At 70.2% G+C, this 22,521-nt stretch carries 22 protein-coding genes; 7 read left to right on the plus strand and 15 right to left on the minus strand.

Going from position 1 to position 22,521, the window contains the following annotated elements; all coding sequences use genetic code 11:
- Positions 1 to 5: 5 nt before the first annotated feature.
- From ABRP24_RS16650 to ABRP24_RS16680, 7 genes are all read right to left on the minus strand, one after another.
- Positions 6 to 197, minus strand: a complete 192-nt coding sequence (locus ABRP24_RS16650; protein WP_027466139.1) for a hypothetical protein — start codon at positions 195 to 197, stop codon at positions 6 to 8.
- A gap of 55 nt (positions 198 to 252) precedes the next feature.
- Complete coding sequence (locus ABRP24_RS16655) at positions 253 to 822, minus strand: GNAT family N-acetyltransferase (protein WP_301600916.1); 570 nt, start codon at positions 820 to 822, stop codon at positions 253 to 255.
- A gap of 76 nt (positions 823 to 898) precedes the next feature.
- Complete coding sequence (locus ABRP24_RS16660) at positions 899 to 1,135, minus strand: hypothetical protein (protein ID WP_035808783.1); 237 nt, start codon at positions 1,133 to 1,135, stop codon at positions 899 to 901.
- Between the two features lie 121 nt (positions 1,136 to 1,256).
- Positions 1,257 to 2,276, minus strand: coding sequence for an ABC transporter substrate-binding protein (locus ABRP24_RS16665; protein WP_138804110.1), 1,020 nt, complete (start codon positions 2,274 to 2,276; stop codon positions 1,257 to 1,259).
- Between the two features lie 11 nt (positions 2,277 to 2,287).
- Positions 2,288 to 3,244: an ABC transporter ATP-binding protein gene (locus tag ABRP24_RS16670; RefSeq protein WP_301565761.1), complete on the minus strand. Its 957-nt coding sequence runs from the start codon at positions 3,242 to 3,244 to the stop codon at positions 2,288 to 2,290.
- Positions 3,241 to 4,335, minus strand: coding sequence for an iron chelate uptake ABC transporter family permease subunit (locus ABRP24_RS16675; protein WP_301565760.1), 1,095 nt, complete (start codon positions 4,333 to 4,335; stop codon positions 3,241 to 3,243). Before ABRP24_RS16675 ends, ABRP24_RS16670 begins: the two co-directional genes overlap by 4 nt.
- An 11-nt stretch (positions 4,336 to 4,346) precedes the next feature.
- Positions 4,347 to 5,450 carry an iron ABC transporter permease gene (locus ABRP24_RS16680; protein WP_349849978.1) on the minus strand — a complete coding sequence of 368 codons (1,104 nt, stop codon included), beginning with the start codon at positions 5,448 to 5,450 and terminating at the stop codon, positions 4,347 to 4,349.
- Between the two features lie 28 nt (positions 5,451 to 5,478).
- Between ABRP24_RS16680 and ABRP24_RS16685 the strand changes: the two genes are divergently transcribed.
- Entirely contained in the window at positions 5,479 to 6,309 is an 831-nt protein-coding gene (locus ABRP24_RS16685) for a siderophore-interacting protein (protein ID WP_349849975.1), read from the plus strand.
- Between the two features lie 515 nt (positions 6,310 to 6,824).
- Here ABRP24_RS16685 and ABRP24_RS16690 read toward each other — a convergent pair.
- The 3 genes from ABRP24_RS16690 to ABRP24_RS16700 form a co-directional block, all read right to left on the minus strand.
- Complete coding sequence (locus ABRP24_RS16690) at positions 6,825 to 7,736, minus strand: carbohydrate ABC transporter permease (RefSeq protein WP_027466145.1); 912 nt, start codon at positions 7,734 to 7,736, stop codon at positions 6,825 to 6,827.
- Between the two features lies 1 nt (position 7,737).
- Complete coding sequence (locus tag ABRP24_RS16695) at positions 7,738 to 8,709, minus strand: carbohydrate ABC transporter permease (RefSeq protein WP_027466146.1); 972 nt, start codon at positions 8,707 to 8,709, stop codon at positions 7,738 to 7,740.
- An 84-nt stretch (positions 8,710 to 8,793) separates the two neighbouring features.
- Positions 8,794 to 10,149 (minus strand): extracellular solute-binding protein, encoded by a 1,356-nt coding sequence (locus ABRP24_RS16700; protein ID WP_027466147.1) that lies wholly within the window; start codon positions 10,147 to 10,149, stop codon positions 8,794 to 8,796.
- A 295-nt stretch (positions 10,150 to 10,444) separates the two neighbouring features.
- On the opposite strand from ABRP24_RS16700, the gene ABRP24_RS16705 reads away from it, so the two are divergent.
- A complete protein-coding gene (locus ABRP24_RS16705) occupies positions 10,445 to 11,950 on the plus strand; it encodes an alpha-N-arabinofuranosidase (protein ID WP_301625826.1) in 1,506 nt (501 codons plus the stop codon).
- 335 nt (positions 11,951 to 12,285) lie between these two features.
- Here the strand turns inward: ABRP24_RS16705 and ABRP24_RS16710 are convergent, their stop codons facing one another.
- Entirely contained in the window at positions 12,286 to 13,311 is a 1,026-nt protein-coding gene (locus tag ABRP24_RS16710; RefSeq protein ID WP_035808788.1) for a LacI family DNA-binding transcriptional regulator, read from the minus strand.
- A gap of 196 nt (positions 13,312 to 13,507) precedes the next feature.
- Between ABRP24_RS16710 and ABRP24_RS16715 the strand changes: the two genes are divergently transcribed.
- The 4 genes from ABRP24_RS16715 (at position 13,508) to ABRP24_RS16730 (ending at position 18,853) form a co-directional block, all read left to right on the plus strand.
- Positions 13,508 to 14,452, plus strand: a complete 945-nt coding sequence (locus tag ABRP24_RS16715) for a carbohydrate ABC transporter permease (protein ID WP_027466150.1) — start codon at positions 13,508 to 13,510, stop codon at positions 14,450 to 14,452.
- Positions 14,449 to 15,420 (plus strand): carbohydrate ABC transporter permease, encoded by a 972-nt coding sequence (locus ABRP24_RS16720; protein WP_027466151.1) that lies wholly within the window; start codon positions 14,449 to 14,451, stop codon positions 15,418 to 15,420. Before ABRP24_RS16715 ends, ABRP24_RS16720 begins: the two co-directional genes overlap by 4 nt.
- A 97-nt stretch (positions 15,421 to 15,517) precedes the next feature.
- Entirely contained in the window at positions 15,518 to 16,852 is a 1,335-nt protein-coding gene (locus tag ABRP24_RS16725) for a sugar ABC transporter substrate-binding protein (protein WP_173034953.1), read from the plus strand.
- 171 nt (positions 16,853 to 17,023) lie between these two features.
- On the plus strand, positions 17,024 to 18,853 hold the full coding sequence (locus tag ABRP24_RS16730) for a beta-galactosidase (RefSeq protein ID WP_301600921.1): 1,830 nt from the start codon (positions 17,024 to 17,026) through the stop codon (positions 18,851 to 18,853).
- Between the two features lie 99 nt (positions 18,854 to 18,952).
- Here the strand turns inward: ABRP24_RS16730 and ABRP24_RS16735 are convergent, their stop codons facing one another.
- Both ABRP24_RS16735 and ABRP24_RS16740 read right to left on the minus strand, forming a co-directional pair.
- Entirely contained in the window at positions 18,953 to 19,393 is a 441-nt protein-coding gene (locus ABRP24_RS16735) for a hypothetical protein (protein ID WP_301600922.1), read from the minus strand.
- Positions 19,394 to 19,413: 20 nt separating this feature from the next.
- Entirely contained in the window at positions 19,414 to 19,713 is a 300-nt protein-coding gene (locus tag ABRP24_RS16740; RefSeq protein ID WP_301600923.1) for a biopolymer transporter Tol, read from the minus strand.
- A 44-nt stretch (positions 19,714 to 19,757) separates the two neighbouring features.
- On the opposite strand from ABRP24_RS16740, the gene ABRP24_RS16745 reads away from it, so the two are divergent.
- Positions 19,758 to 20,831: a spore photoproduct lyase family protein gene (locus ABRP24_RS16745; protein WP_301600924.1), complete on the plus strand. Its 1,074-nt coding sequence runs from the start codon at positions 19,758 to 19,760 to the stop codon at positions 20,829 to 20,831.
- A 16-nt stretch (positions 20,832 to 20,847) separates the two neighbouring features.
- Here the strand turns inward: ABRP24_RS16745 and ABRP24_RS16750 are convergent, their stop codons facing one another.
- A complete protein-coding gene (locus ABRP24_RS16750; RefSeq protein ID WP_301565754.1) occupies positions 20,848 to 21,948 on the minus strand; it encodes an SDR family oxidoreductase in 1,101 nt (366 codons plus the stop codon).
- 37 nt (positions 21,949 to 21,985) lie between these two features.
- Complete coding sequence (locus tag ABRP24_RS16755; protein WP_301600925.1) at positions 21,986 to 22,384, minus strand: DUF3253 domain-containing protein; 399 nt, start codon at positions 22,382 to 22,384, stop codon at positions 21,986 to 21,988.
- Positions 22,385 to 22,521: the final 137 nt, after the last annotated feature.

A 22,521-nucleotide genomic window follows, 5' to 3' on the forward strand; every position in this document is an offset into this window, starting at 1 on the left:
GGGCACTAGCTGCGGGGAGCCCGCACGAAGAACAACGTGATGGCGCCGAGCACGACAGCGGCGACGATGAGCGCCCAGGCGAGCACGATGACCGGCCCGTCCCAGGGGGTGAAGAGCAGTCCGACCCCGATCACCAGGGCCACGGCGGCGCCGATGAGGGCGAGGCGGTGCGGTCGTACCGGAGCGGTGCGTGTCACGGTGCCCACGGTACGCGCGCCGGCCTGGCAGTGCGGCGTCGAGCGGGCACGCCGGTCACACCGTCGTGCGCATCACCCACCGCCACTTGGCGATGCGGCGGTCGCGCACGAACCCGAACTGCGTGAACAGTTCTTCCGGTCCGGTGTGCAGGTAGGCCCCGCGCTGCGGCTTCCGCTCGACCGTCTGCTCCGGGTAGGCCTCGACGGTCCCGCCGCCCGCCCGCCGGATCTCCTCGAGCGCGGTCGTGACCGCGGCGCGTGCGACCCCCTGACCGCGGTGCCGGGACTCGACGAACACGCAGCCGATCCGCCAGTCCGGCGGCGCCTGGGCATCCCGGGCGTAGGCGCCGGGGTTCAGGATCGTCGGCAGCTCGACCGGCCGCCCGAACTGGCACCAGCCGACCGCCGTGCCGTCGGCGTAGACGAGCACCTGGTGGTTCGTGCCGTTCCGCACGTGCCGGTGCTTCGCCTCCTGGTGGGACACCGTCGGGTCGGGCGTCCCGCGTGGACCGTCCGGGTGGAAACCGATGCACCAGCACCCGCCCCACACGCCGTTGCTGCGGGTCACGAGCGCGGCGAAGTCGGGCCACGTCTCCTCGGTGAGCATCGCCGTCGAGTACTCCATGGGCCGATGATCCTCCGGTCCCGGCGATCCCGCCACCACCGCGACCGTGATGTCCGGAACGGCGCGCGACCGGTGGTCAGGCTGCGCCGCGCCGGGCGGCGACGAGGCCGGAGACGAGCGCCGTGACGCCGAGCCCGATGCCGACCGCGCCAGCGAGTGCACCGAAGGACATCAGGGCACCGGCACCGATGTTCGCGCCGCCCTCGCCGGAGTCGTTCGCGTTCGCGTACCCACCGATGAACGAGGCCAGGAACGCCACGACGAGGAACGCCGTGCAGAGGATGTGCAGCACACGTGGCGCGAGCGGGGTCATGCCCGGATCGTAGCGCGGCGGTCCGGACGCGGTCGGCTGACGGCCCGGAACGAGACCACGAACGGCCTGGAGGCGCGGTGCCAGCTGGCACCGCGCCTCCAGGCCGCCCTGGGCGTGGGTCCTAGGACAGCTTCTTGCTGTCCTCGAGCCAACCCGCGAGCTTGGTCATGTAGTCGGCCTGCGACGCGTAGTCGAGGGCCGGGAACGTCCAGCTGTGGACCTGCCCCGCCTCGAGCGCGGCGTTGTCGGCGAAGGTCGGCTGCTTCTCCAGATCGGCGACCTGGTAGCCCTGCTGCGACAGCAGCAGCACGTCACCGGTGATCTGGCCGGCGTTCTCCCACGAGTAGATGCCCCAGTAGAAGCCCTCGGGCTTCGGGTTGACGAAGTCGACCCCGTACGACGCGTACATCTGCAGCGACGGCTCGTCGGTCGGGCGGGTGACGTAGGCGCCGTCACCGTCGGCGTACATCGAGACGACCGACAGGTCCTTCTCCTTCGAGACCTTCTCGAGCTCGTCGGCCGCGGTGTCGAAGCGCTTCTCGGCGGCGTCGACCGTCGACTCCTTCGCGCCGAGGGACTCGGACAGTTCAGCGATCTTCTCGATGACGTCCTCGCCCTTGCCGCCCCACTTCACCTGGACGACCGGCGCGATGGCCTCGATCTGCTTCTCCTGCGCCGTGTCCTTGAAGCCGTAGCCGGGCTGCTTCGTGTCGAGCGTGCCCTTGGCGTCGGTCGGGTAGACCGACGTGACGACGAGGTCGGGCTTGAGCGCGGCGAGCTGCTCGAGGTCGATGTCGCCGTAGGCGGTGCCGAGCTGCGTGATGCCGTCGGTGTCCAGGCCCTCGAAGCGGGCGTCCTTCGCCATCGTCAGCTGCCCGAAGGTGCCGACGGGCTTCAGGCCGTACTCGATGAACGACAGGGCGATGTCGTTCAGCACGACGACGCGCTTCGGCGTGTGGTCGACCTTCACGGTGGCGCCCGTGGCGTCCTCGTACGACCACGCCTTCGACGCGGCGGTGCCGCCGTCGGAGTCGGAGTCGTTCGAGTTGCCGGTGCTCGAGCAGCCGGTCAGGAGGAGTGCCGAGACGGTCACGGAGGTCAGGAGGGCGGCGCGCAGGTGGCCACGTCGGGAGGTCTTCACGTTAGGAGAGGCTAACCTAAGTTCGCGGCACTCGCCAGCACGTCTTCGGTTTTCGTCGGGACCGTGTGCTCGGTCGGGACGCTCGGGGTCGTGTGCTCCGTCGGGGCACTCGGCACGGGGTCGTGCTCGTCCGCCTCGGGCACGATCATCGGCGCACCGGTCACCGGGTCGGCGAACACCCGGGCGTGCAGACCGAACGCCTGCTCGAGCAGTGCCGGGGTGAGGACGTCGTGGGGTGTGCCGTCGGCCACGACCCCGCCGTCGTGCAGCACCACGAGCCGGTCGGAGTACCGCGCCGCGAGCGACAGGTCGTGCAGCACCATCACGATCGTCGAACCCTGCTCGCGGTTCAGCCGCCGGACGAGCCGCAGGACCTCGAGCTGGTGCGCGAGGTCCAGGTAGGTCGTCGGTTCGTCGAGCAGGAGTGTCTGGGCCTGCTGTGCGACGACCATGGCGATCCAGGCACGCTGGCGCTGCCCACCGGACAGGCTCGTGACGTCGCGGTGCGCGACCTCGGTCAGACCGGTGGCGGCGATGGCCTCCTCGGCGACGGCCGCGTCCTCGGCGGTCCACGGCTTCGCCCACGACTGGTGCGGGTTCCGGCCGCGCATCACCAGGTCGAGGACGCTGGTTCCCGCGGGGGCGACGGGGGACTGCGGCAGGATCGCGAGCTTGCGGGCGACCTGGCGGTTCGGTTCCCTGCGGATCGGGGTGCCGTCGAGCAGGACCTCGCCGGCCTGCGGCTTGAGCACGCGGCCGAACGCCTTGAGCAGCGTCGACTTGCCGCAGCCGTTCGCGCCGAGGAACGTCGTGACGGTGCCGCGTTCGATGCGCAGGTCCAGGTCGCGCAGCACCGGCTGGCGGTCGTAGCCGACGGACAGGGCCGTGGCTTCGAGGACGGGGGTGTGGTGCTGGTGCTGGTGCTGGTGCTGCTGCTGCTGGTGCTCGTGCTGGTGCGGTGTTGTCATCGGGACATCTCCTTGCGGTGACGGACGAGGAGCCAGATCAGGTACGGCGCCCCGATCACGGTGGTGATGATGCCGACCGGCACCTGCCACGGGAACGCGGAACGGGACAGCAGGTCGGCGGCGAGCACGAGCACGGCGCCGAGGGCACCGGCGAGCAGCAGCGGCGGCCGGTTCGTGCCGGCGAGCCGGAGCCCGACCTGCGGCACGACGAACGCGACGAAGCCGACCGGCCCCGCGGCGGCCACGGCGGCGGCGGTCAGCACGACCGCGAGCGCGATGACGAGCAGCCGGTGCCGCTGGACGCCGAGACCGACGCCGGTCGCGACCTCGTCGCCGAGCTGCCCGATGCCGAGCGCCGCACTCGTCGCCAGTGCGATCGGCACCGCGACGACGGCCACCACGAGCAGCGGCCAGACGCTCTCCCACGAGGTGCTCGACAGGCTGCCGACGAGCCACTGCGACGCCGCGGTGGCGACGGTGATCTTCGCGCGGACGAGCAGGTAGCTCGTCACGGCGTCGAGCGTCGCGCTCACGCCGATGCCGACCAGCACGAGCCGGTAGCTCTGCACACCGCCGCGCCAGCCCAGGCCGTACACCAGGACCGCAGCGGCCAGGGCGCCGATCGTGGCAGCCACCGGGATCCCGCCACCGAGCAGCAGGGACGAGACCGAGTACGTCCCGCCGCCGAGCACGATGGCCGCGACCGCACCGACGCTCGCGCCCGCGGTGACACCGATGATGTCCGGGGTCCCGAGGGGGTTTCGGGTGAAGGTCTGGGTGAGCGCCCCGGCGACCCCGAGCGTCAGGCCGACGAGTGCGCCGGTGAGCACGCGGGGCAGGCGCAGGGTGGTGATGATGAAGGCGTCCGGACCGGACTCCAGGCCGAGCAGGGATCTGATGACGACCCCGGGAGCGATCCACGTCGAGCCGACCGCAGTCCCGATCACGATGAGCACCAGGACGGTGGCGAGCGATCCGACGGTGTACCAGAACACCCGCGGGCGCCAGGCGAGGCCGACGGGGCCGATGCGGATGCCGGCGCGGCCGGGGGTGTGGGGGGCGGGGGCGGGCGTGCTGCCGGTGCTGCGCACCGCTGCCCCGCTCACAGTGACACCAGCGATCGGCGACGGGCCACGGCGACGAACACGGGGCCGCCGATGACGGCGAGCACGATGCCGACCTCGACCTCGGAGAACCCGCCGATCAGGCGACCGATGACGTCGGCGAGCAGCACGAGGGCGGCGCCGACCAGACCGGAGACCGGCAGGGTCCAGCGGTGTCCGGTGCCGACGAGCGCGCGGGCGACGTGCGGCACGGTCAGGCCGACGAAGCCGATCGGGCCGGCAGCAGCGGTGGCGCCGGCGGCGAGCAGCGTGATCCCGCCCAGGCCGACGAGCCGGGCGACGAGCACGTTCTCGCCGAGCCCCTTCGCCAGCTCGGACCCGAGCCCGAGGGCGTCGAGGGCGCGGGCGTTCAGCACCGCGAGCACGAGCCCGGCGGCCAGGAACGGCCACACCGCCCCGAGGATGTCGAGCTGTCGTGCGGCGAGCGATCCGACGACCCAGAGCCGGTACGCGTCGAGCGAGGCCTGGTCGGTGAGCACGACGAAGGAGGTCAGGGCGGCGAGCAGTGCCGACACCGCGGCCCCGGCGAGGGCGAGCGGAACCGGACTGGCCGTGCCGCTGCCGGCGATGGTCACCGAGAAGACGACGACGCTGGCGACCAGGGCCCCGACCAGGGCGAACCAGACGGTCGCGCTCGTGCTCGTCACCCCGAACACGTAGACGCCGAGCACCACCGCGAGCCCCGCTCCTGACGAGACGCCGAACAGGCCGGGGTCGGCGAGCGGGTTGCGGGTGTGTCCCTGCATGAGGAGTCCGGCGATGCCGAGGGCCGCACCGACCGCAGCACCGATCAGCGTGCGCGGGATGCGGGAGCCCCACACGATCGCCTCGTCGGTGCTCGACCCGGAGCGTGTGAGCCCCGCCCACACGTCGGCGACACCGATGCGGTTGCTGCCCAGCAGCATGCTCGCCACGGCGACGAGCACCAGGGCGACGACGAGTCCGACGATCACCGCGGTCCGCCGCCGCATCGCGGTCCGGTGGACGCCGAGGGCGCGGGACGCATCGCCGGCTCGGGCTCGGGACGCGTCGGGTTCGGGGGCCTCCGGACCGGAAGCCAGAACGGGATTGGGGGCTGGCACGGAAGTCATCTTAGGTTAGCCTTGCCTCATGGCGAAGACCCCGCGGCTCCTGCCGACGAACCCCCGGCTCTTCCGCGCCCGTGTCCTCCGGACCCAGCGGGTGACCCCCTCGATGCAGCGCGTCACCGTCACCGGGGACGACCTGCACGAGTTCGGCTACCTCGGTTTCGACCACTGGTTCCGCCTGTTCGTCCGACGCCCCGACCAGGACGCCTTCCGGATGCCCGACCTGGACGGCAAGAAGTGGTGGCCGACGTTCCTCGGCATCCCCGAGGACATCCGCCCCCACTGCGCGAACTACACCGTCGCCGCGTACCGCCTCCTCGCCGACGGCACCGCCGAGCTCGACATCGACTTCGTCGTGCACCTGGACCACCGCGGCGAGCTCGAGGGCCGCGCCGCGATCTGGGCCTGCGCCGCACGTCCCGGCGAGGAGCTCGCGATGCTCGACCAGGGCTGCATCTTCGATGTCCCCGCCGGTACCAGCGAGGTCGTCGTCGCCGCCGAGGAGACCGGCCTGCCCGGCGTCGTCGGCATCGCCGCCTCGTTGCCGCGCGACACCGTCGGCCGCATCATCCAAGAGGTCCCGACCGCCGCCGACATCCGCGACCTCGACGCCCCCACGGGCGTGCAGGTGACCTGGATCGTCCGGCAGCCGGGCACCATCCCAGGCAGTGGTGCACTTGCCGAACTGCAGCGGCACGTGCCGTCCGACGACCAGGGCTACGCGTTCGTCGTGGGGGAGTCGCGCCTCGCAACGGAGGGCCGCCGCCACCTGCACCGTGCGGGCCTGCCGAAGTCGCGCATCACGTTCTCCGGGTTCTGGAAGCACGAGACGAAGGTCTCCGTCACCGCCTGACCCGCGCGGCACCTGGTGCTTCCGGGCGTACTGCCACAGAACTTCTGCCCAGGTACGCCCGTTCTGCCCAGGTATGCCCGGTTCCGCCAGGTACGCCCGGTCCCGCCAGTCATGCCCGGTTCTGCCAGGTCTGCCCGGTTCTGCCAGGTACGCCCGGTCCTTCCCCTTGCGCGCGCCTTGCCTGGTGCTTTCGGGCATACCGCCACGGAACTTCTGCCCGGGTACGACCGTTCTGACCAGGTACGCCCGGTCGCGCCAGGTGCGCCCGGTTCTGCCCGGTGCGCCCGGTTCCACCCGGTACGCCCGGTTCCGCCCGCTACGCCCGGTCCTTCCCCTGGCGGGCGCGGTGCCTGGTGCTTTCGGGCGTACTGCCACAGAACTTCCGCCCAGGTACGCCCGGTTCCGCCAGGTACGCCCGCTCTCGCCAGCCGCGCCGCGCATGCGACGCGACCAACGGACGGACGGGAGGCCCGGTGCCCGCTGGCACCGGGCCTCCCGTCCGTGGTGGGGTGGCGTCAGCCCTTGAGGCCCGAGCCCGTCACGCCCTCCACGATCTGCCGCTGGAAGATCAGGTAGAGGATGATCAGCGGCAGCGCCGCGAGGATCGCACCGGCCTGGATGTCGGCGTAGCGCTGCCCGAAGCTGCCCTGGACCGTGGCGAGCCCGACCGGGATGGTCATGAGGTCCGGGTTGGACAGCACGAACAGCGGCAGCAGCAGGTTGTTCCACACCCCGACGAAGGTCAGGATCGTCACGGCCGCGATCACCGGACGAGACAGCGGCAGGATGACCGACCAGTAGACCTTCCAGATGCCGGCGCCGTCGATGCGCGCCGCCTCTTCGAGCTCCTTCGGGATGCCGTCGAAGAACTGCTTGAAGATGAACACCGCGATCACGGCGGGCACCTGCGGGAAGATCACCGACCAGTAGGTGTTGAGCAGGCCGACCGCGTTGAGCTCCTGGAAGATCGGGATGATCAGCACCTGCGTCGGGATCATGATCCCGAGGATGATGAGCAGGAACGCGATGTTGCGGCCACGGAACACCAGCCGCGACAGGGCGAACGCCGCCATCGACGCGAACAGCACGGTGAGTGCCGCGGTGACGACGCTCGTGATGGCGCTGGCGAGGTACCAGTTCCAGATGTCGCCGGCCTGGAACAGCGACGAGTACGAGTGCAGCGTCGGGTTCCAGTTCGACAGGATCGCGTTCGCGCCGAGGGCGGCGACGCCGTTGTCGGACAGCGACGTCTTCAGGGCGAACACGCTCGGGATGAGCCAGATGATCGCGAAGATCGTCAGGACGATCCCCGACGCGATCGTGAAGCCACGACCGCTGACGCCGATCTTCGCGGCGCTGGTGGGAGCGGCGGACGAGACGCCGGTGCGGAGCTTGCGACCGGTGGTGATGCTCTCGGTGGCGGTCATGTCAGGCCCCGATCTCTCGCTTGGCGGCAGCGCGCTCGACGAGCTGCCGGATGACCGCGATCGCCACGATCACGATGAACAGGAGGACCGACGCGGCCGATGCGGCACCGAGCCGGTTGTCGGTGAAGCCGACGCCGGTGATGAGCTGCAGCGAGACCTGGGTCGAGATGCCCGGCCCGCCGTTCGTCATCAGGTAGACCTGGTCGAAGATCTTCAGGCTCGCGATGATCTGCAGCAGGACGACCAGCGTCGTCGTGCGGCCGAGCAGGGGGAGCGTGATCGACTTGATCTGCTGCCAGTTCGACGCGCCGTCGACGGCGGCTGCTTCGTACAGTTCGCGCGGGATCTCCTGCAGACCGGCCAGGTAGAGCACGAAGTTGAAGCCGAGGGTCCACCACACGGTGGCGATCGCGACACCGATCATGGCCGTGTTCGGGCTCGACAGCATGCCGGAGCCGGGCGTCATGCCGATCGCCGACTGCAGGCTCGCCCACAGACCGGTGCTCGGCGTGAAGATGAACACCCAGATCAGCGAGATCGTCGCCGACGGCAGGATGAACGGCAGGAAGAACGCCAGACGGAAGAACCACTGCCCGCGGTTCATCCGGTTCGTCAGCACGGCGAACACGAACGCCAGGATGACGAGCGGCGGGGTCGTGTACAGCGTGAACTGCAGCGTGTGCCAGAGCGACGACCAGAAGTCGCTGCGCCCGAGCATCTCGGCGTAGTTCGCGAACCCGGCGAAGCTGCCGAGCCCGGTGCGGACGGTCGAGGTGTTGAAGAAGCTCGTGACGATCATCCACACCGTCGGGCCGAGCAGGAAGGCCACGTAGAACAGGCCGAACGGGGCGAGGAACAGCCAGCCGCTGCGGCCCTGGCCGCGGTTCACGCTGGAGCCGTAGGAGCGGTTCCGGCGGAGACGCGGCGCGGTGGCCGCGTCGGTCGGCCGGTCGAGGACAGGTGCTGTGGTCACGTCATCGTGCCTTTCGCGCGGTGTTCACGGCGATCGCGGGGGTCGTCTGCCCGGGGTGGTCCCGACGGGCGGTTGCGTGCCGGGTCACAGGGGGCTCGGGGTGTTGAGGTACGTCGCGAGCTGCGACTTGATGGCGCTGAGGGCCTGCGCGGGGGACGAGCTGCCCTGCTGCACGAGGGCGAGCTGGGCGCCGACCGTGCCCTCGAACGTCGAACCCGAACCGCCGTACCAGGCGGCGTCGTCGAACACGGCGGTCTCGGCTGCGGCCGCGTAGTTCGACTGCGGCGTGAGCTTCTTGTACGCGGCGCTGTCGAACGTCGGGATGTAGGCCGGCACGTGCCCGCCCTCGGCCCACGTCAGGCTCTGCTCGAGCATCTGCTTGATGAAGAGCATGTGCTGCTTGCGCTGCTCCGGCGTGCGGGCCTTCTTCGGCAGGACGAACGTGTGCGAGTCCGCCTGGGTCGCCGGCTTGTCGTAGAGCTGGGGAATCGGCGCCATGCCGAAGTTCAGGCCCTTGATCGACTGCGCGGTGCTGATCTCCCACTCGCCCTGCATGAAGAAGCCGGCCTTGCCGTCGAACATGAGCGACTGCGCGGTGGCGTAGTCGAGGGCCTTGTTCAGCCAGCCCTCCTTCACCCACTTCTGGGTCCGGCTCGTGACCTCGTTGTAGGCGTCCTCGTTGACCGTGAGCTTCGATCCGCCGTCGCTGATGAACGGGGTGGCGTCCTTCAGCTGGTTGTACATGGTCCAGAAGAAGCGCCACGGGGTGGCCGTCTCCGGCACCACGTTCGCGACGTTGAGCGCCGTGCCGCCGGTGACCTTGGCGACCGCGGCGAGGGCCTTCTCGAAGTTGTCCATGCCGTTGAGGTCGACGAGGTTGCCGTCGCCGTCGATCAGGCCGGCCTTCTTGCAGACGTCGACGTTGTAGAAGAGGACGAAGGGGTGGGTGTCGAGCGGGACCGCGATGTTGTTGCCGTCGGTCTTCTGCGCCGCCCAGGCCTTCTGGTTGAAGTCGGCGGCGCTCAGGCCGACGCTCGCCAGATCGTCGGACGTGATCGGGTCGAGCAGGTCGCCGTCCCAGAGCGGCTTCGCGCGGGTCAGGTGCGCGACCGCGACGTCCGGCGGCTTGTTCCCGACGGTCGCCAGTGTCAGCTTCGAGTAGTACGGGTTGCCCCACGCGAACGTGGTGCCCTGCAGCGCGCTCGAGCCGCCGTGCTGCTTCGCGTAGCCGTCCTCCATGGCCTGCATGCGGACGCCGTCGCCGCCGCCGAACAGGTTCCAGAAGACGAGGGTCTCGGGGTTGAGTGCGCTTCCGGCGAGGCCGGCGGCGAGGGGGCTCGAGCAGGCGGCGAGCGGCAGGACCGTCGCGGCCGCTGCCCCGGCGGCGAGGAAGCCCCGGCGCGAGAGGCGCGACGCGGGTGTTGCGGGTGGGATCGGCATGGCATCACTCCATCGGGATGGGCCGGGCTCGGGAACAGGGTCGGTGCTCCCGCCGGAGCATCGCTGCTCCGGACCCGGAGCACTGCTGCTCCGGACACGGAACGACCTTCCGGTGCTCCGTGAGCGCTCACATTAGCGCTCGCTCCCGGCATCCGCCACCCCTTTCGCGACGGCGTGGAACCCGGTAGCGTTTCTGTCAGGTGAGCGCTCACTTTCGTGACGGCCCGCTTCGGTTCCCGTCCGTGGCCCCACCCGCTCCCCGCACGAACCGCACTGCCACGATCGAAGGAGATCCATGCCCCGCACACACCTCGTCCTCGACGCCGCGTTCACCGTGGGGCCGGTGCGACGTCGCCTGTTCGGCGGGTTCGTCGAGCACCTCGGCCGCCACGTCTACGACGGCATCCACGAGCCCACCCACGAGACCGCCGACGAGCACGGCTTCCGCAAGGACGTCGTCGAACTCGTCAAGGAACTCGGCGTCTCCGCCATCCGCTACCCCGGTGGCAACTTCGTCTCCGGCTACAAGTGGGAGGACGGCGTCGGCCCCGTCGAGCAGCGCCCCCGCCGCCTCGACTTGGCCTGGCACTCGACGGAGACGAACGAAGTCGGCCTGCACGAGTTCCAGCACTGGCTCGACCAGGTCGGCTCGGAGCTCATGCTCGCCGTGAACCTCGGCACCCGCGGCACGCAGGAGGCGATCGAGCTCCTCGAGTACGCGAACATCGACGCCGGGACCGCACTGTCCGAATACCGTCGTTCGAACGGTCGCCAGGAACCCTTCGCCATCAAGATGTGGTGCCTCGGCAACGAGATGGACGGCCCGTGGCAGCTCGGCCACAAGAACGCCGACGACTACGGCAAGCTCGCCGCGATGACCGCCAAGGCCATGCGGCAGATCCAGCCCGACCTCGAGCTCGTCGCCTGCGGTTCCTCGGGGGCGTCGATGCCGACGTTCGGCGAGTGGGAGCGCACCGTCCTCGAGCACACCTACGACGACGTCGACTACATCTCCGCGCACGCCTACTACGAGGAGGACGACGACCTGCCGTCGTTCCTCGCCTCGGGCGCCAACATGGACCACTTCATCAAGACGGTCACCACGGCCGCCGACCACGTCCAGGCGCAGAAGAAGTCCGACAAGCGCATCGACATCTCGTTCGACGAGTGGAACGTCTGGTCGATCAAGAAGTGGGAGGCGAAGGCCAAGACCTTCACGCTCGACGAGTGGCCCGTCGCCCCGCGTCTGCTCGAGGACGTCTACACCGTCGCCGACGCCGTCGTCGTGGGTGGCCTGCTCATCTCGCTGCTCCGCCACGCCGACCGCGTCGCCTCGGCCTCGCTCGCCCAGCTTGTCAACGTGATCGGCCCGATCATGACCGAGCCCGGCGGCCCGGCCTGGCGCCAGACGACCTTCTTCCCGTTCTCGGTCACCTCGCGCCTGGCGCAGGGCACCTCGCTGCAGGTCAAGGCCTCGGGCGACACGGTCGACGGTGGCAAGCACGGTGAGGTCCCGGTCGTGGACTCCGCCGCCACCGTGTCCGAGGACGGCAAGGCAGCGGTCTTCCTGATCAACCGCCACCCGTCCGAGCCGACCACGGTGACGATCGACCTGGCCGGCATCGGTGCGACGGGCGACGTCCACGCCGAGGGTGTCTGGGACGACGACCTGCACGCCGTGAACGACCTGGAGGACACCTCACGCGTGGGGCTCCGCACGAACGAGTCGGTCCGTCGCGAGGGCGACACCGTCACGATCGAGCTCCCGCCGGTCTCCTGGACCGCCGTCTCGATCGGCTGACAAGACGCCTCGGCGCACGCCACGGCGGGCGTCGAGTGAGCACAGAGGACGTCGGGCGCTCGCGCCCGACGTCCTCTGCGCGTTGCGGCGCGCGGCGCGCGCGGCGCGCGCGGCGGGCGCGCCGGGGGCGAGTTCACGGGGTGGGCGACACCTCACGGGCTGATGGGCGCGTGGACTGTCGCTGGGCCCGTGACGTGGCCCGCGCGGCGGCCGGGAGGCCCGTGGCGGCCTGGCCCCGGGCCTCCCGACCGGCGCGTGGTGACTCCACGGCCTGGGCGACACCTCGCGGGGACGCGCGCGCGTGGAGTGTCGCGGAGCGCGAAACGCGCGCCGCGTCAGCGCGCCGGCGGCGCGGCCGTGCTCGCCCGCTCGACGAGCCGCACCGGCACCAGGTCGGCCGCGACGCTGACGCGCTCGCCGTCGATCTGGGCGAGCAGGTTCGCGACCGCTCGGCGGCCGACCTCGTCGAAGGACTGGTGCACGGTGGTCAGCGGCGGCCAGAACGAGTCGGACTCGGGGGAGTCGTCGAACCCCACCACGCTCAGCGACGACGGCACCGGGCGACCGGACTCGTGTGCGGCGCGCAGGACCCCGAGGGCGGTCTGGTCGTTCGCGGCGAACACCGCGGTGATCTCCGGTCGTGCGGCGATCTCGAGCCCGGCCTCGTAGCCGTGCTCGGTCGTCCAGCCGCCGCGGAACACCGGGGGGACCGGCCGACCTGCGCGCGTCAGGGTGTCCTGCCACGCGGCGAGACGACGGGCTGCCGAGTACGACGACTCCGGCCCGGCGACGTGCCAGACGGTCTCGTGCCCCAGGTCGAGCAGGTGCTGCGTGGCCTGCCGGGCGCCGTCGGCCTGGTCGGTGTCGATCGCGGGGTGGTCGGTGCTGCCTGTGGAGTCGATGATGACCATGGGCACGCCGTCGGGCAGCACGACCTCGGCGGTGTCGATGATGTGCGACTCGATGATGATCACGACGCCGTCGACGGCCTGTTCGTGCAGGCGCGAGAACGCGGAGCGGACGCCGGCCTCGGTGCGCGAGGCCATGGGCAGCAGGGTGATCGTGAAGTCGGCGACCCCGGCGGCGTCGGCGATCGCCTCGAGCGTGCGCATGTTGCCGAAGGAAGCGAGCGTGAACATGATCACGCCGATGGTGCGGAAGCGGCCGGAGCGCAGGGCGCGGGCGGCACGGTTGGGCCGGTAGCCGAGGGACTCCATCGCGCGCTGGACGCGGTCGCGGGTCTCCGGGCTGACGTTGTCGAAGCCACGGGCGACGCGTGAGACCGTCTGCATCGACACCCCGGCGGCGTCGGCCACGGCGGCCATCGAGGGGGCGCGGCGGGTGCCGGCGGGGGACTCCATCGTCACGCTGGCGCTCCTTCCGGATCGAGGGGCCGAGCGGTCGGCCTCCCCGGACGCTAGCGCATGTTGACGTTGCCATGCTATCGTCGCGTCGTTCGATGTTGACGTCAACATCGGTGACCGCCCGGACACCCTGATCCGGCGCGGGCCGAGCCGCCGACATCGACCACCCGAACGCAGCAGACGAAGGAGTCACATGAGCACGCTCGCAGCGCGCCCCGGTGAGGCAGCACCGCGCCCCACCGCCGAGCGCCCCGCCGGCCGCCGCCCCAAGCCGCGGGGACGGTTCACCGGATGGCTGTTCGTCGGCCCGTTCGTCGTCGTCCTGGTCCTGATGCTCATCGTGCCGATCGGCTACGCGCTCTGGCTCAGCCTGTTCCGCGACCAGCTCATCGGCGGCAACCAGTTCGTCTGGTTCGCCAACTACGTGCAGCTCTTCCAGGACGCCAAGTTCTGGTCCGGGTTCGGTCGGGTCGCGATCTTCCTGGTCGTCCAGGTGCCGATCATGCTCGGCCTCGCGCTCGTCGCCGCCCTGGCCCTGGACAGCGCCCGACTGTGGGGGACGAGCTTCTTCCGCATCGCGGTGTTCCTGCCCTACGCCGTCCCCGGGGTCGTCGCGGCCCTGATCTGGGGCTTCATCTACGGCAACCAGTTCGGTCTGACGGGCGCCGCGAACGACGCGCTCGGCATCGACCTGCTGCAGCCGTTCAGCCCGAGCTGGGTCCTGACGTCGATCGGCAACGTGGTCACGTGGGAGTTCCTCGGCTACAACATGCTGATCTTCTACGCCGCACTCCGCACCGTCCCCGGTGAGCTGTACGAGGCGGCCGAGCTCGACGGTGCCGGCCCGATGCGCACGGTCTTCTCGATCAAGCTCCCGGCGCTCCGCGGCCCGATGGTCATCGCCACGATCTTCTCGATCATCGGCAGCTTCCAGCTCTTCAACGAGCCGAACCTGCTCAAGACGCTCGCCCCGAACGTCATCGGCAGCGCCTTCACCCCGAACATGTACGCCTACTCGCTGTCCTTCAGCGGTCAGCAGTTCAACTACTCCGCCACGGTCGCGATCGTGATGGGCGTGATCACCGCGGTGATCGCCTACGTCGTCCAGGTCCGCGGCACCCGCGAGGAGAACCGATGAGCACCATCCAGCACCCCGCCGGGCCCGCAGCGGCCACGGTGACCGAGGCGACCACGACGCAACGTGCGCCGCGCACCCGCTCGATCCGCGCCTCCAGGCAGCTCCGCACCGCGGAAGGCGGACGCAAGCCGAAGCGTTCCGGCCTGCTCACCGCGGTCATGGTCGTCTTCGTCGTGTACTCGTTCGCACCGCTGTTCTACCTCCTCGTGAACAGCACGAAGACGCAGGCGTCGCTGCTCTCCACGTTCGGTCTGTGGTTCGGCGGGGACTTCAACCTCTGGCAGAACATCGTCGACACGCTGACGTACAACGACGGCATCTTCCTGCAGTGGTTCGGCAACACGCTGCTCTACGTCGTCGTCGGTGCCGGCGGGGCCACCCTGCTCGCCACCGTCGCGGGCTACGGCATGGCGAAGTTCCAGTTCCCCGGTCGCCGCGCGGTCTTCGCCGTCGTCCTCGGTGCCATCGCGGTCCCCGGCACGGCCCTGGCGGTCCCGACCTTCCTGCTGTTCTCGCAGGTCGGCCTGACCAACACCCCGTGGGCGATCATCCTGCCCTCGCTGATCAGCCCGTTCGGCATGTACCTGATCTGGACCTACGCGGTCGACGCGATCCCGGCCGAACTGCTCGAGGCCGCCCGCATGGACGGCGCCGGTGAGTTCCGGATCTTCTTCACGATCGCGCTCCGCCTGCTCGCGCCCGGTGTCGTCACCGTCCTGCTGTTCGCGGTCGTCGCCACCTGGAACAACTACTTCCTGCCGCTCATCATGCTGAGCGACCCGAAGTGGTACCCGCTGACGGTCGGCCTGAACCAGTGGAACGCGCAGGCCACCGGGTCCGGCGCGCAGCCGATCTACAACCTCGTCGTCACGGGATCGCTCCTCACGATCATCCCGATCGTGGTCGCGTTCCTCTTCCTCCAGCGCTTCTGGCAGTCCGGCCTCGCGGCCGGGTCGGTCAAGGCCTGACCCCTCGGACACCAGGCGCACGGCGACCCCGCCACGCGCCGCCCGGTCCGGCACACAGCAGCACCACCCCCTCCACGAAGAAGTGAAAGGCACTCCCATGAACAAGCGTCTCCGGCGCGGGCTCAGCGCCCTCGCCATCGGCGTCACCGCCGCGATCGCCCTCGCCGCGTGCGCCTCCGGCGGCTCCGGCTCCGGCGGATCGGCCGACGACATCGACAAGGCCCTGCAGGACGGTGGCACCCTGACCTACTGGTCGTGGACCCCGTCGGCGAAGGCCCAGGTCGCCGCGTTCGAGAAGCAGTACCCCAAGGTGAAGGTCAAGCTCGTCAACGCCGGCACCGGTGCCGACCAGTACACGAAGCTGCAGAACACGATCAAGGCCGGCTCGGGCGCCCCCGACGTCGCCCAGGTCGAGTACTACGCCCTGCCGCAGTTCGCGCTGTCCGAGTCGCTGCTCGACCTGTCGAGCTACGGCTTCGACTCGCTCGAGAAGGACTTCGCGAAGAGCACCTGGAGCTCGGTGTCGATCGACGGCAAGGTCTACGGCCTGCCGCAGGACTCCGGCCCCATGGCGCTGTTCTACAACAAGAAGGTCTTCGACAAGCACGGCATCGCCGTGCCGAAGACGTGGGACGAGTACGTCACCGCGGCCAAGAAGCTGCACGAGGCAGACCCGAAGGCCTACATCGCGGCGGACTCCGGCGACGCCGGCTTCACCACGAGCATGATCGCCCAGGCCGGTGGCACCCCCTTCACCACCGACGGTGACAAGGTGACCATCAACCTGCAGGACGAGGGCACCAAGAAGTGGACGAGCACCTGGAACGAGCTCGTCGAGCAGGGCCTGCTGTCGAAGACGGTCGGCTGGACCGACGACTGGTACAAGCAGCTCGGCAACGGCGAGATCGCCACGATGATCACCGGCGCCTGGATGCCCGGCAACCTGGAGTCCGGCGTCGCCCAGGCCTCGGGTGACTGGCGCGTCGCCCCGATGCCGACCTACGACGGTGGCACCGCCCAGACCGCGAACAACGGCGGCAGCGCCCAGGTCGTCATGAAGCAGTCGAAGAACCCGGCACTCGCCGCGGGCTTCCTCAAGTGGCTGAACTCCTCGAAGGAGTCCACGAAGGTCTTCATGGAGTCCGGCGGCTTCCCGTCGACCACCGCTGACCTCGACTCGTCGGCGTTCCTCGACGAGAAGCCGGAGTACTTCGGCGGCCAGCAGATCAACAAGGTGCTCGTCGACGCGTCGAAGTCCTCGGACAACGACTTCACCTACCTGCCCTACCAGGTGTACGCGAACAGCGTCTACGCCGACACCGTCGGTCAGGCGTACGAGAACGGCACCTCGCTCGACGCCGGCCTCGAGGCCTGGCAGAAGGCCCTCGCCAAGTACGGCAAGGACCAGGGCTTCACGGTCTCGTCGAAGTAGTTCGACAGCATCCCCGCGGGGCCGTGCGGACACGTCCGCACGGCCCCGCTCCACGCCCGGCTCGGCTCCACGCCCGGCTCGGCTCCACGCCCGGCCGGCTCCAGGCCCGGCCCGGCTCGACGCCCGGCTCGGCTCCACGCCCGGCCCGGCCGGCAACGAAAGAACCACACCATGCGCTTCGCCATCGGCGACACCGACTTCCTGCTCGACGGCGAGCCGCGCCGGGTCCTCTCCGGCGCGATCCACTACTTCCGCGTGCACCCCGACCTGTGGGCCGACCGGATCCGCAAGGCGAAGCTGATGGGCCTCAACACCATCGAGACCTACGTCGCCTGGAACGCGCACGCGCCGTCGCCCGGGGTGTTCGACCTGTCGGGTGGCCTGGACCTCGGCCGCTTCCTCGACCTCGTCGCCGCCGAGGGCATGCACGCCATCGTCCGCCCCGGCCCCTACATCTGTGCCGAGTGGACGAACGGCGGGCTGCCGTACTGGTTGTTCGCGGACGGCTCCGTGGGCGTCCGGCGCAACGAGCCCGGGTTCCTCGCAGCGGTCCGGACGTACCTGCAGCACCTGGCCCCCGTGCTGGTCCCGCGGCAGATCGACCAGGGCGGGCCCATCGTCCTGGTGCAGGTCGAGAACGAGTACGGTGCCTACGGCTCCGACCCCGAGTACCTGCGCGCACTCGAGCAGATGCACCGAGACATCGGGTTGACCGTCCCCTTCACGAGCGTCGACCAGCCGATGGGCACGATGCTCGAGGACGGTTCCCTGCCTTCACTGCACAAGACCGGTTCGTTCGGATCACGCTCCGCCGCCCGGCTCGAGCGCCTGCGGCAGGCCCAGCCCACCGGACCCCTGATGTGCTCGGAGTTCTGGGACGGCTGGTTCGACAGCTGGGGCGAGCACCACCACACCACGCCGGCGTCCGCCAGCGCCGAGGACCTGGACGTCCTGCTCGCGGCCGGCGGCTCGGTGAACATCTACATGTTCCACGGCGGAACGAACTTCGGCTTCACGAACGGCGCGAACGACAAGGGCGTCTACCGCCCGATCGCGACGTCGTACGACTACGACGCCCCGCTCGACGAGGCCGGTCGGCCGACGTCGAAGTTCCACGCGTTCCGCTCGGTGATCGCGCGCTACGCGCCCGTCCCGCCGCTGCCGGCATCGATGGAGCCGGGTGGATCGGGTCGCCTCGGTCCCGTGGCCGCGTCCGGCGACGGCCTGGAGGCCCGGATCACCCCCGCCACGGACCTCGCCGTCCGTCTGGACCGCGTCGCGTCGCTCCGTTCCCTGCTGCCCACGCTCACGACGTGGTCCGCGCACGACGAGCCGCCGACCTTCGACGCCCTCGGGGCCGCGAGCGGCTTCGTCGCCTACCGCGCCGAGGTCGACCTGCCCGCCGGAGGGGTGCTGACCGTCGGCACCGAGGTGCGCGACCGAGCGATCGTGTCGGCCGACGGTGTCGTCGTCGGGGTCCTGGAGCGTGAGCACCACGACCGCGCCATCGCTCTGCCGCCGGTGACCGGCACGCTCGAGCTCCTCGTCGAGGACCAGGGCCGCGTCGACTACGGCATCCGCATCGGCGAGCCGAAGGGCCTGATCGGCGGCGTCTCGATCGACGGCGTCCCGGTCGCCCGGTGGACGGCATCGCCGCTCGCCCTCGACCCCATCGCACCTGCCGCCGTGACCGCGCTGTCCGAGGTCGCTCCGACCGGTGGCGAGGTGCTCGCCGGACCGACGTTCGCAGCTGGCTCGTTCGACCTCGACACCGTGGACGACCGGTACCTGTCGCTCGACGGGTTCCGGAAGGGTGTCGCCTGGGTCAACGGGTTCTGCCTCGGTCGGTACTGGTCGCGAGGCCCACAGCGGACCCTGGCGATCCCGGGGCCGGTGCTCCGCCACGGTCGCAACGAGCTCGTCGTGCTCGAACTGCACGCCGCCGCTTCCCGTACCGCGTGCCTGCTCGTCGAGCCCGACCTGGGGCACACCGAGGCCTAGCCGCGCCGCCTGGTCGAATAGGGCGTACCTGGTCGAATCGGGCGTACCTGGTCGGAAGTTTCGATCAGGTACGCCCGATTCTGCTCTCCATCGCGGGCGTTATGGGACGTTTCGGACCTCGCGAGCCGCCGCCCACGCTCGAACTTTGAGGAGTGCCTCGCGTCGCCACCGCCAGAGCGGAGCGAACGTCGTGCCGTCGTCCTCCCATGCTCGGGTCAGCATCCAGATCTGCCGTCGGTGTTCGGCCCCGTGATCGTCGCGCCACTCGACGAACGCGTCGTCGAGCACCGTCGTGATTTGGGCACGTGGTGCCGTCCACGACACGAAGAAGCCCGAGTACCGGAGGGTGTCGTCGCACAGGTGCACGGCGACGTACCGGGTCCTGGCCGTCGCCCAGATCCCACCGGCGATGAAGGCGGCACCGAGGACGAAGACGAACACCCGCGCCGATGCTCCGGGTACGAAGGCCACGCCCGCGAGTGCGACTCCCGTCCCGATCATCACCGGGCCGAACACGATGAGGTCCAGGATGCGATCCAAGCGCGGTGGACGGATCGTCGTCACGGCAGAGCGTCCAGGTCGGCGAGGGCCTGCTCGGCATCGGCGATCCGGTCGGCCTCGGGGCGGGACCACCACTCGGGGCCGCGTTCGCCCAGTCCGTGCTTGGCCACGCCGTTCCGGTGCCGCGCCGCCGCCAGGGCCTCGTCGTCGCCCGCGCGCTTCGCGGTCTTCACGGCGTTGCGCCCGCGCCCCAGGTGGGAGCGGAGTGCGGCGGCGAGCTCCTCGGGCAGGGCGGGGTCGGTGCGGCGCCAGCGTCGGCCGTCCACGACAAAGAAGTGGTCGTCGGGTTCGGCGGTCATGGTCCGAGTCTGCACCGTCGGTGGTGCCGGGTAGACAGGAGCCGATGAGCCACGAACGCGTCCGCCCGATGGTCGACGTCCGACGCATCTACGCCGAGCCGGCCGCGCTCGAACTGCAGCGTGGGCAGGAGATCGTCGGGCGCTGGCCGGACGCCGAGATCGTCCCGGTCGAGTCGCACTGGAACATCCCCGAGGTGCACGGCGACGAACGGAACGTCCAGCGCTGGGTGCGGATCAAGACCGAGGCGCTCGTGCTCGGCGTGAAGAAGTCACTGGTGACCCGGCCGAACGGTCGCTCCGCCGACTTCATCGCACCGTCCACCGCGAACGGCTGCGCGATGGCGTGCGCCTACTGCTACGTGCCACGGCGCAAGGGTTACAGCAACCCCGTGACGGTGTTCGCGAACATCGACCAGATCACCAAGCACGTGGCTCGGAACATCGCCAAGCAGGGGCCGAAGACCGAACCGAACCAGTGCGACACGGAAGCCTGGGTCTACGACATCGGCGAGAACAGCGACTGCTCGGTCGACGCGATGATCAGCGACAACGTCCGCGACCTCTGCGACCTGTTCCGGATGACCCCGACGGCCAAGGCCTCGTTCGCCACGAAGTACGTCAACCGCGACCTGCTCGACTGGGACCCGATTGGCCGGACCCGGATCCGCTTCTCACTGATGCCGCACGAGACCGCGAAGGTCACCGACATCCGCACGAGCCCGATCGCCGAGCGCATCGCCGCGGTGAACGACTTCGTCGACGCCGGGTACGAGGTCCACCTGAACTTCTCGCCGGTCATCCTCACGCCGACGTGGGAGTCGGACTGGGCCGAGCTGCTCCGGCAGGTCGACGACGTGCTGTCCCCGGCCGCCAAGGCGCAGCTCGCTGCCGAGGTGATCTTCCTGACCCACAACCAGCCCCTGCACGAGGTCAACCTCGGGTGGCATCCCAAGGCCGAAGACCTGCTGTGGCGTCCGGACCTGCAGGAGCAGAAGGTGTCCCAGAACGGTGCTGTGAACGTGCGCTACCGGTCCGGCATGAAGGGGCAGCTCGTCGAGCGCTTCCGCGAGCTCGTGGCCGAGCACCTGCCGTCGTGCCGGATCCGGTACGCCTTCTGATCGGCGCCCTCCCCGATCAGGGGATGAGCCGGTCCGCCCGGTACCGCGCGAACAGGTCCGCGAAGGCCTGCTCGGTCCGGCGGAACGCCGTGAACCCGGCGTCGCGGCTCTTCCCCATGTCGGTGACGACCTCCATCGCTCGACCGAGGTCGGCGTCGGTGTGCCACCACGAGGCGAGCCGGGTGATGTCAGCCTCGGCGAGACCGTGGCGCTCGGCGATGCCGGCCCACTCGGACTCGTACGGCGCCATCTGCTCCTCGAGCGGTCGCGGAGCGTCCTCGTAGCCCACCACGCGCGCGGGGTCGACACCGAGGTGCGCGGCCAGGCGCGGCCACATCCAGCGCCACCGGAAGACGTCACCGTTGACGATGTTGAACGGCTCGTCCGCACCCTCGGGTGACGTCGAGGCCCACACCATGTGCTCGGCGAGGATGCCGGCGTCGGTCATGTCGGTCAGGCCGTTCCACTGCGCCTCACTGCCGGGGAACACGAAGTCCAGGTCGAGTTCCTTCGCCAGCGTGGCCTGCACGGCGAGTGTGAGGCCCATGTTCATGGCGTTGCCCACGGCGTGCCCGATCACCGTGTGGGAGCGGTGCACCGACCAGGTGAACCCCTGGCGCTCGGCGGCCGCGAAGAGTTCGTCCTCTTGCGCGTAGTAGAAGTTCGGGGTGTCGAGGCGCGGCTCCTCCTCGTGGAAGGGGGTGTCGGGCATCTCGCCGGCGGCGTACGCCTCGAACGGGCCGAGGTAGTGCTTCAGGCCGGTGACGAGGGCGACGTGCTCGAGCGGAGCGTGCGACAGTGCCACGAGCAGGTCGCGGACCATGCCGCCGTTCACGCGGATGTTCTCGGCCTCGGTGTCCTGCCGCTGCCAGGCGGTGAAGAAGACGTGGGTCGGGTGCTCGTCGGCGAGTGCGGCCGTCAGGCTCTCCGGGTCGCGCAAGTCGGCCGCGACGGTCCGGACGCCCTGTTCGGCGAGCGGTCGGCGGGAGAGCGCCGTCACGTCCCAGCCGAGGTCGAGCAGGTGGCGCACCAGGGCGGAACCGGTGATGCCACTGGCTCCGACGACCAGGGCTTCGCGGCGGGCAGGGGTCGGTTCGGTCGATCCGGTTGCAGTCATCCTTCGATGCAACCGACGTTGGGCGACACGTGTTCCCTCACCGCGGACGGCGGATGCGGATCGGACCCTTGGCGGTCGACGGGTCGACGACGGACCCGCCCTGGGTGATCTCGACCTCGCCGCGCGCGACCATGCGGCGGGCGGCTCGACGCGCGGGCTCCATCAGCGGTCGCCAGTCGTCCGGGTCGAGCGAGCGTGCCACCTCGGACGGGCAGATGCTCGAGGTCCGCGCCCGTGCCGCGAGCAGTTCGTCGATGCGCTGCTCCAGAGCCCGGTCGGTGTCGTCGAGACCGTGTCGACGGCAGGCTCCGGAACACCACTTCGCCTCCGTCGCCGCCGACGACGGCATCCGTCGCCCGCACGAGGCGCAGGTGCGCTCGGCGTGTGCCGACTCCGACGCCGACGCATCGGCTTCCGTCCTGATCGCCCGTCCCATGGCTCCATCCTCGTCCTGCCCGGCAGGGCGTTGCACAGCGACCACGCACGCGGTCCAGGTGCGCCTGGCAGCATCGGAGCGGTGAACCCCGACACCGTCCCCGCCCGTCCGTCCGAGCCGGCCTGGGTCCAGCACGT

It is taken from the genome of Curtobacterium sp. WHRI 8282 (genome assembly GCF_040223925.2).
Taxonomy (GTDB): domain Bacteria; phylum Actinomycetota; class Actinomycetes; order Actinomycetales; family Microbacteriaceae; genus Curtobacterium; species Curtobacterium flaccumfaciens.

Coding starts and splice junctions, on each gene's coding strand:
- ABRP24_RS16670 (WP_301565761.1), bottom strand. CDS start 3,244: ATGACAACACCGCACCAGCACGAGCACCAGCAGCAGCAGCACCAGCAC.
- ABRP24_RS16685 (WP_349849975.1), top strand. CDS start 5,479: ATGGCGAAGACCCCGCGGCTCCTGCCGACGAACCCCCGGCTCTTCCGC.
- ABRP24_RS16700 (WP_027466147.1), bottom strand. CDS start 10,149: ATGCCGATCCCACCCGCAACACCCGCGTCGCGCCTCTCGCGCCGGGGC.
- ABRP24_RS16715 (WP_027466150.1), top strand. CDS start 13,508: ATGAGCACGCTCGCAGCGCGCCCCGGTGAGGCAGCACCGCGCCCCACC.
- ABRP24_RS16660 (WP_035808783.1), bottom strand. CDS start 1,135: ATGACCCCGCTCGCGCCACGTGTGCTGCACATCCTCTGCACGGCGTTC.
- ABRP24_RS16730 (WP_301600921.1), top strand. CDS start 17,024: ATGCGCTTCGCCATCGGCGACACCGACTTCCTGCTCGACGGCGAGCCG.
- ABRP24_RS16755 (WP_301600925.1), bottom strand. CDS start 22,384: ATGGGACGGGCGATCAGGACGGAAGCCGATGCGTCGGCGTCGGAGTCG.
- ABRP24_RS16655 (WP_301600916.1), bottom strand. CDS start 822: ATGGAGTACTCGACGGCGATGCTCACCGAGGAGACGTGGCCCGACTTC.
- ABRP24_RS16725 (WP_173034953.1), top strand. CDS start 15,518: ATGAACAAGCGTCTCCGGCGCGGGCTCAGCGCCCTCGCCATCGGCGTC.
- ABRP24_RS16720 (WP_027466151.1), top strand. CDS start 14,449: ATGAGCACCATCCAGCACCCCGCCGGGCCCGCAGCGGCCACGGTGACC.
- ABRP24_RS16710 (WP_035808788.1), bottom strand. CDS start 13,311: ATGGAGTCCCCCGCCGGCACCCGCCGCGCCCCCTCGATGGCCGCCGTG.
- ABRP24_RS16745 (WP_301600924.1), top strand. CDS start 19,758: ATGAGCCACGAACGCGTCCGCCCGATGGTCGACGTCCGACGCATCTAC.
- ABRP24_RS16705 (WP_301625826.1), top strand. CDS start 10,445: ATGCCCCGCACACACCTCGTCCTCGACGCCGCGTTCACCGTGGGGCCG.
- ABRP24_RS16740 (WP_301600923.1), bottom strand. CDS start 19,713: ATGACCGCCGAACCCGACGACCACTTCTTTGTCGTGGACGGCCGACGC.
- ABRP24_RS16690 (WP_027466145.1), bottom strand. CDS start 7,736: ATGACCGCCACCGAGAGCATCACCACCGGTCGCAAGCTCCGCACCGGC.
- ABRP24_RS16750 (WP_301565754.1), bottom strand. CDS start 21,948: ATGACTGCAACCGGATCGACCGAACCGACCCCTGCCCGCCGCGAAGCC.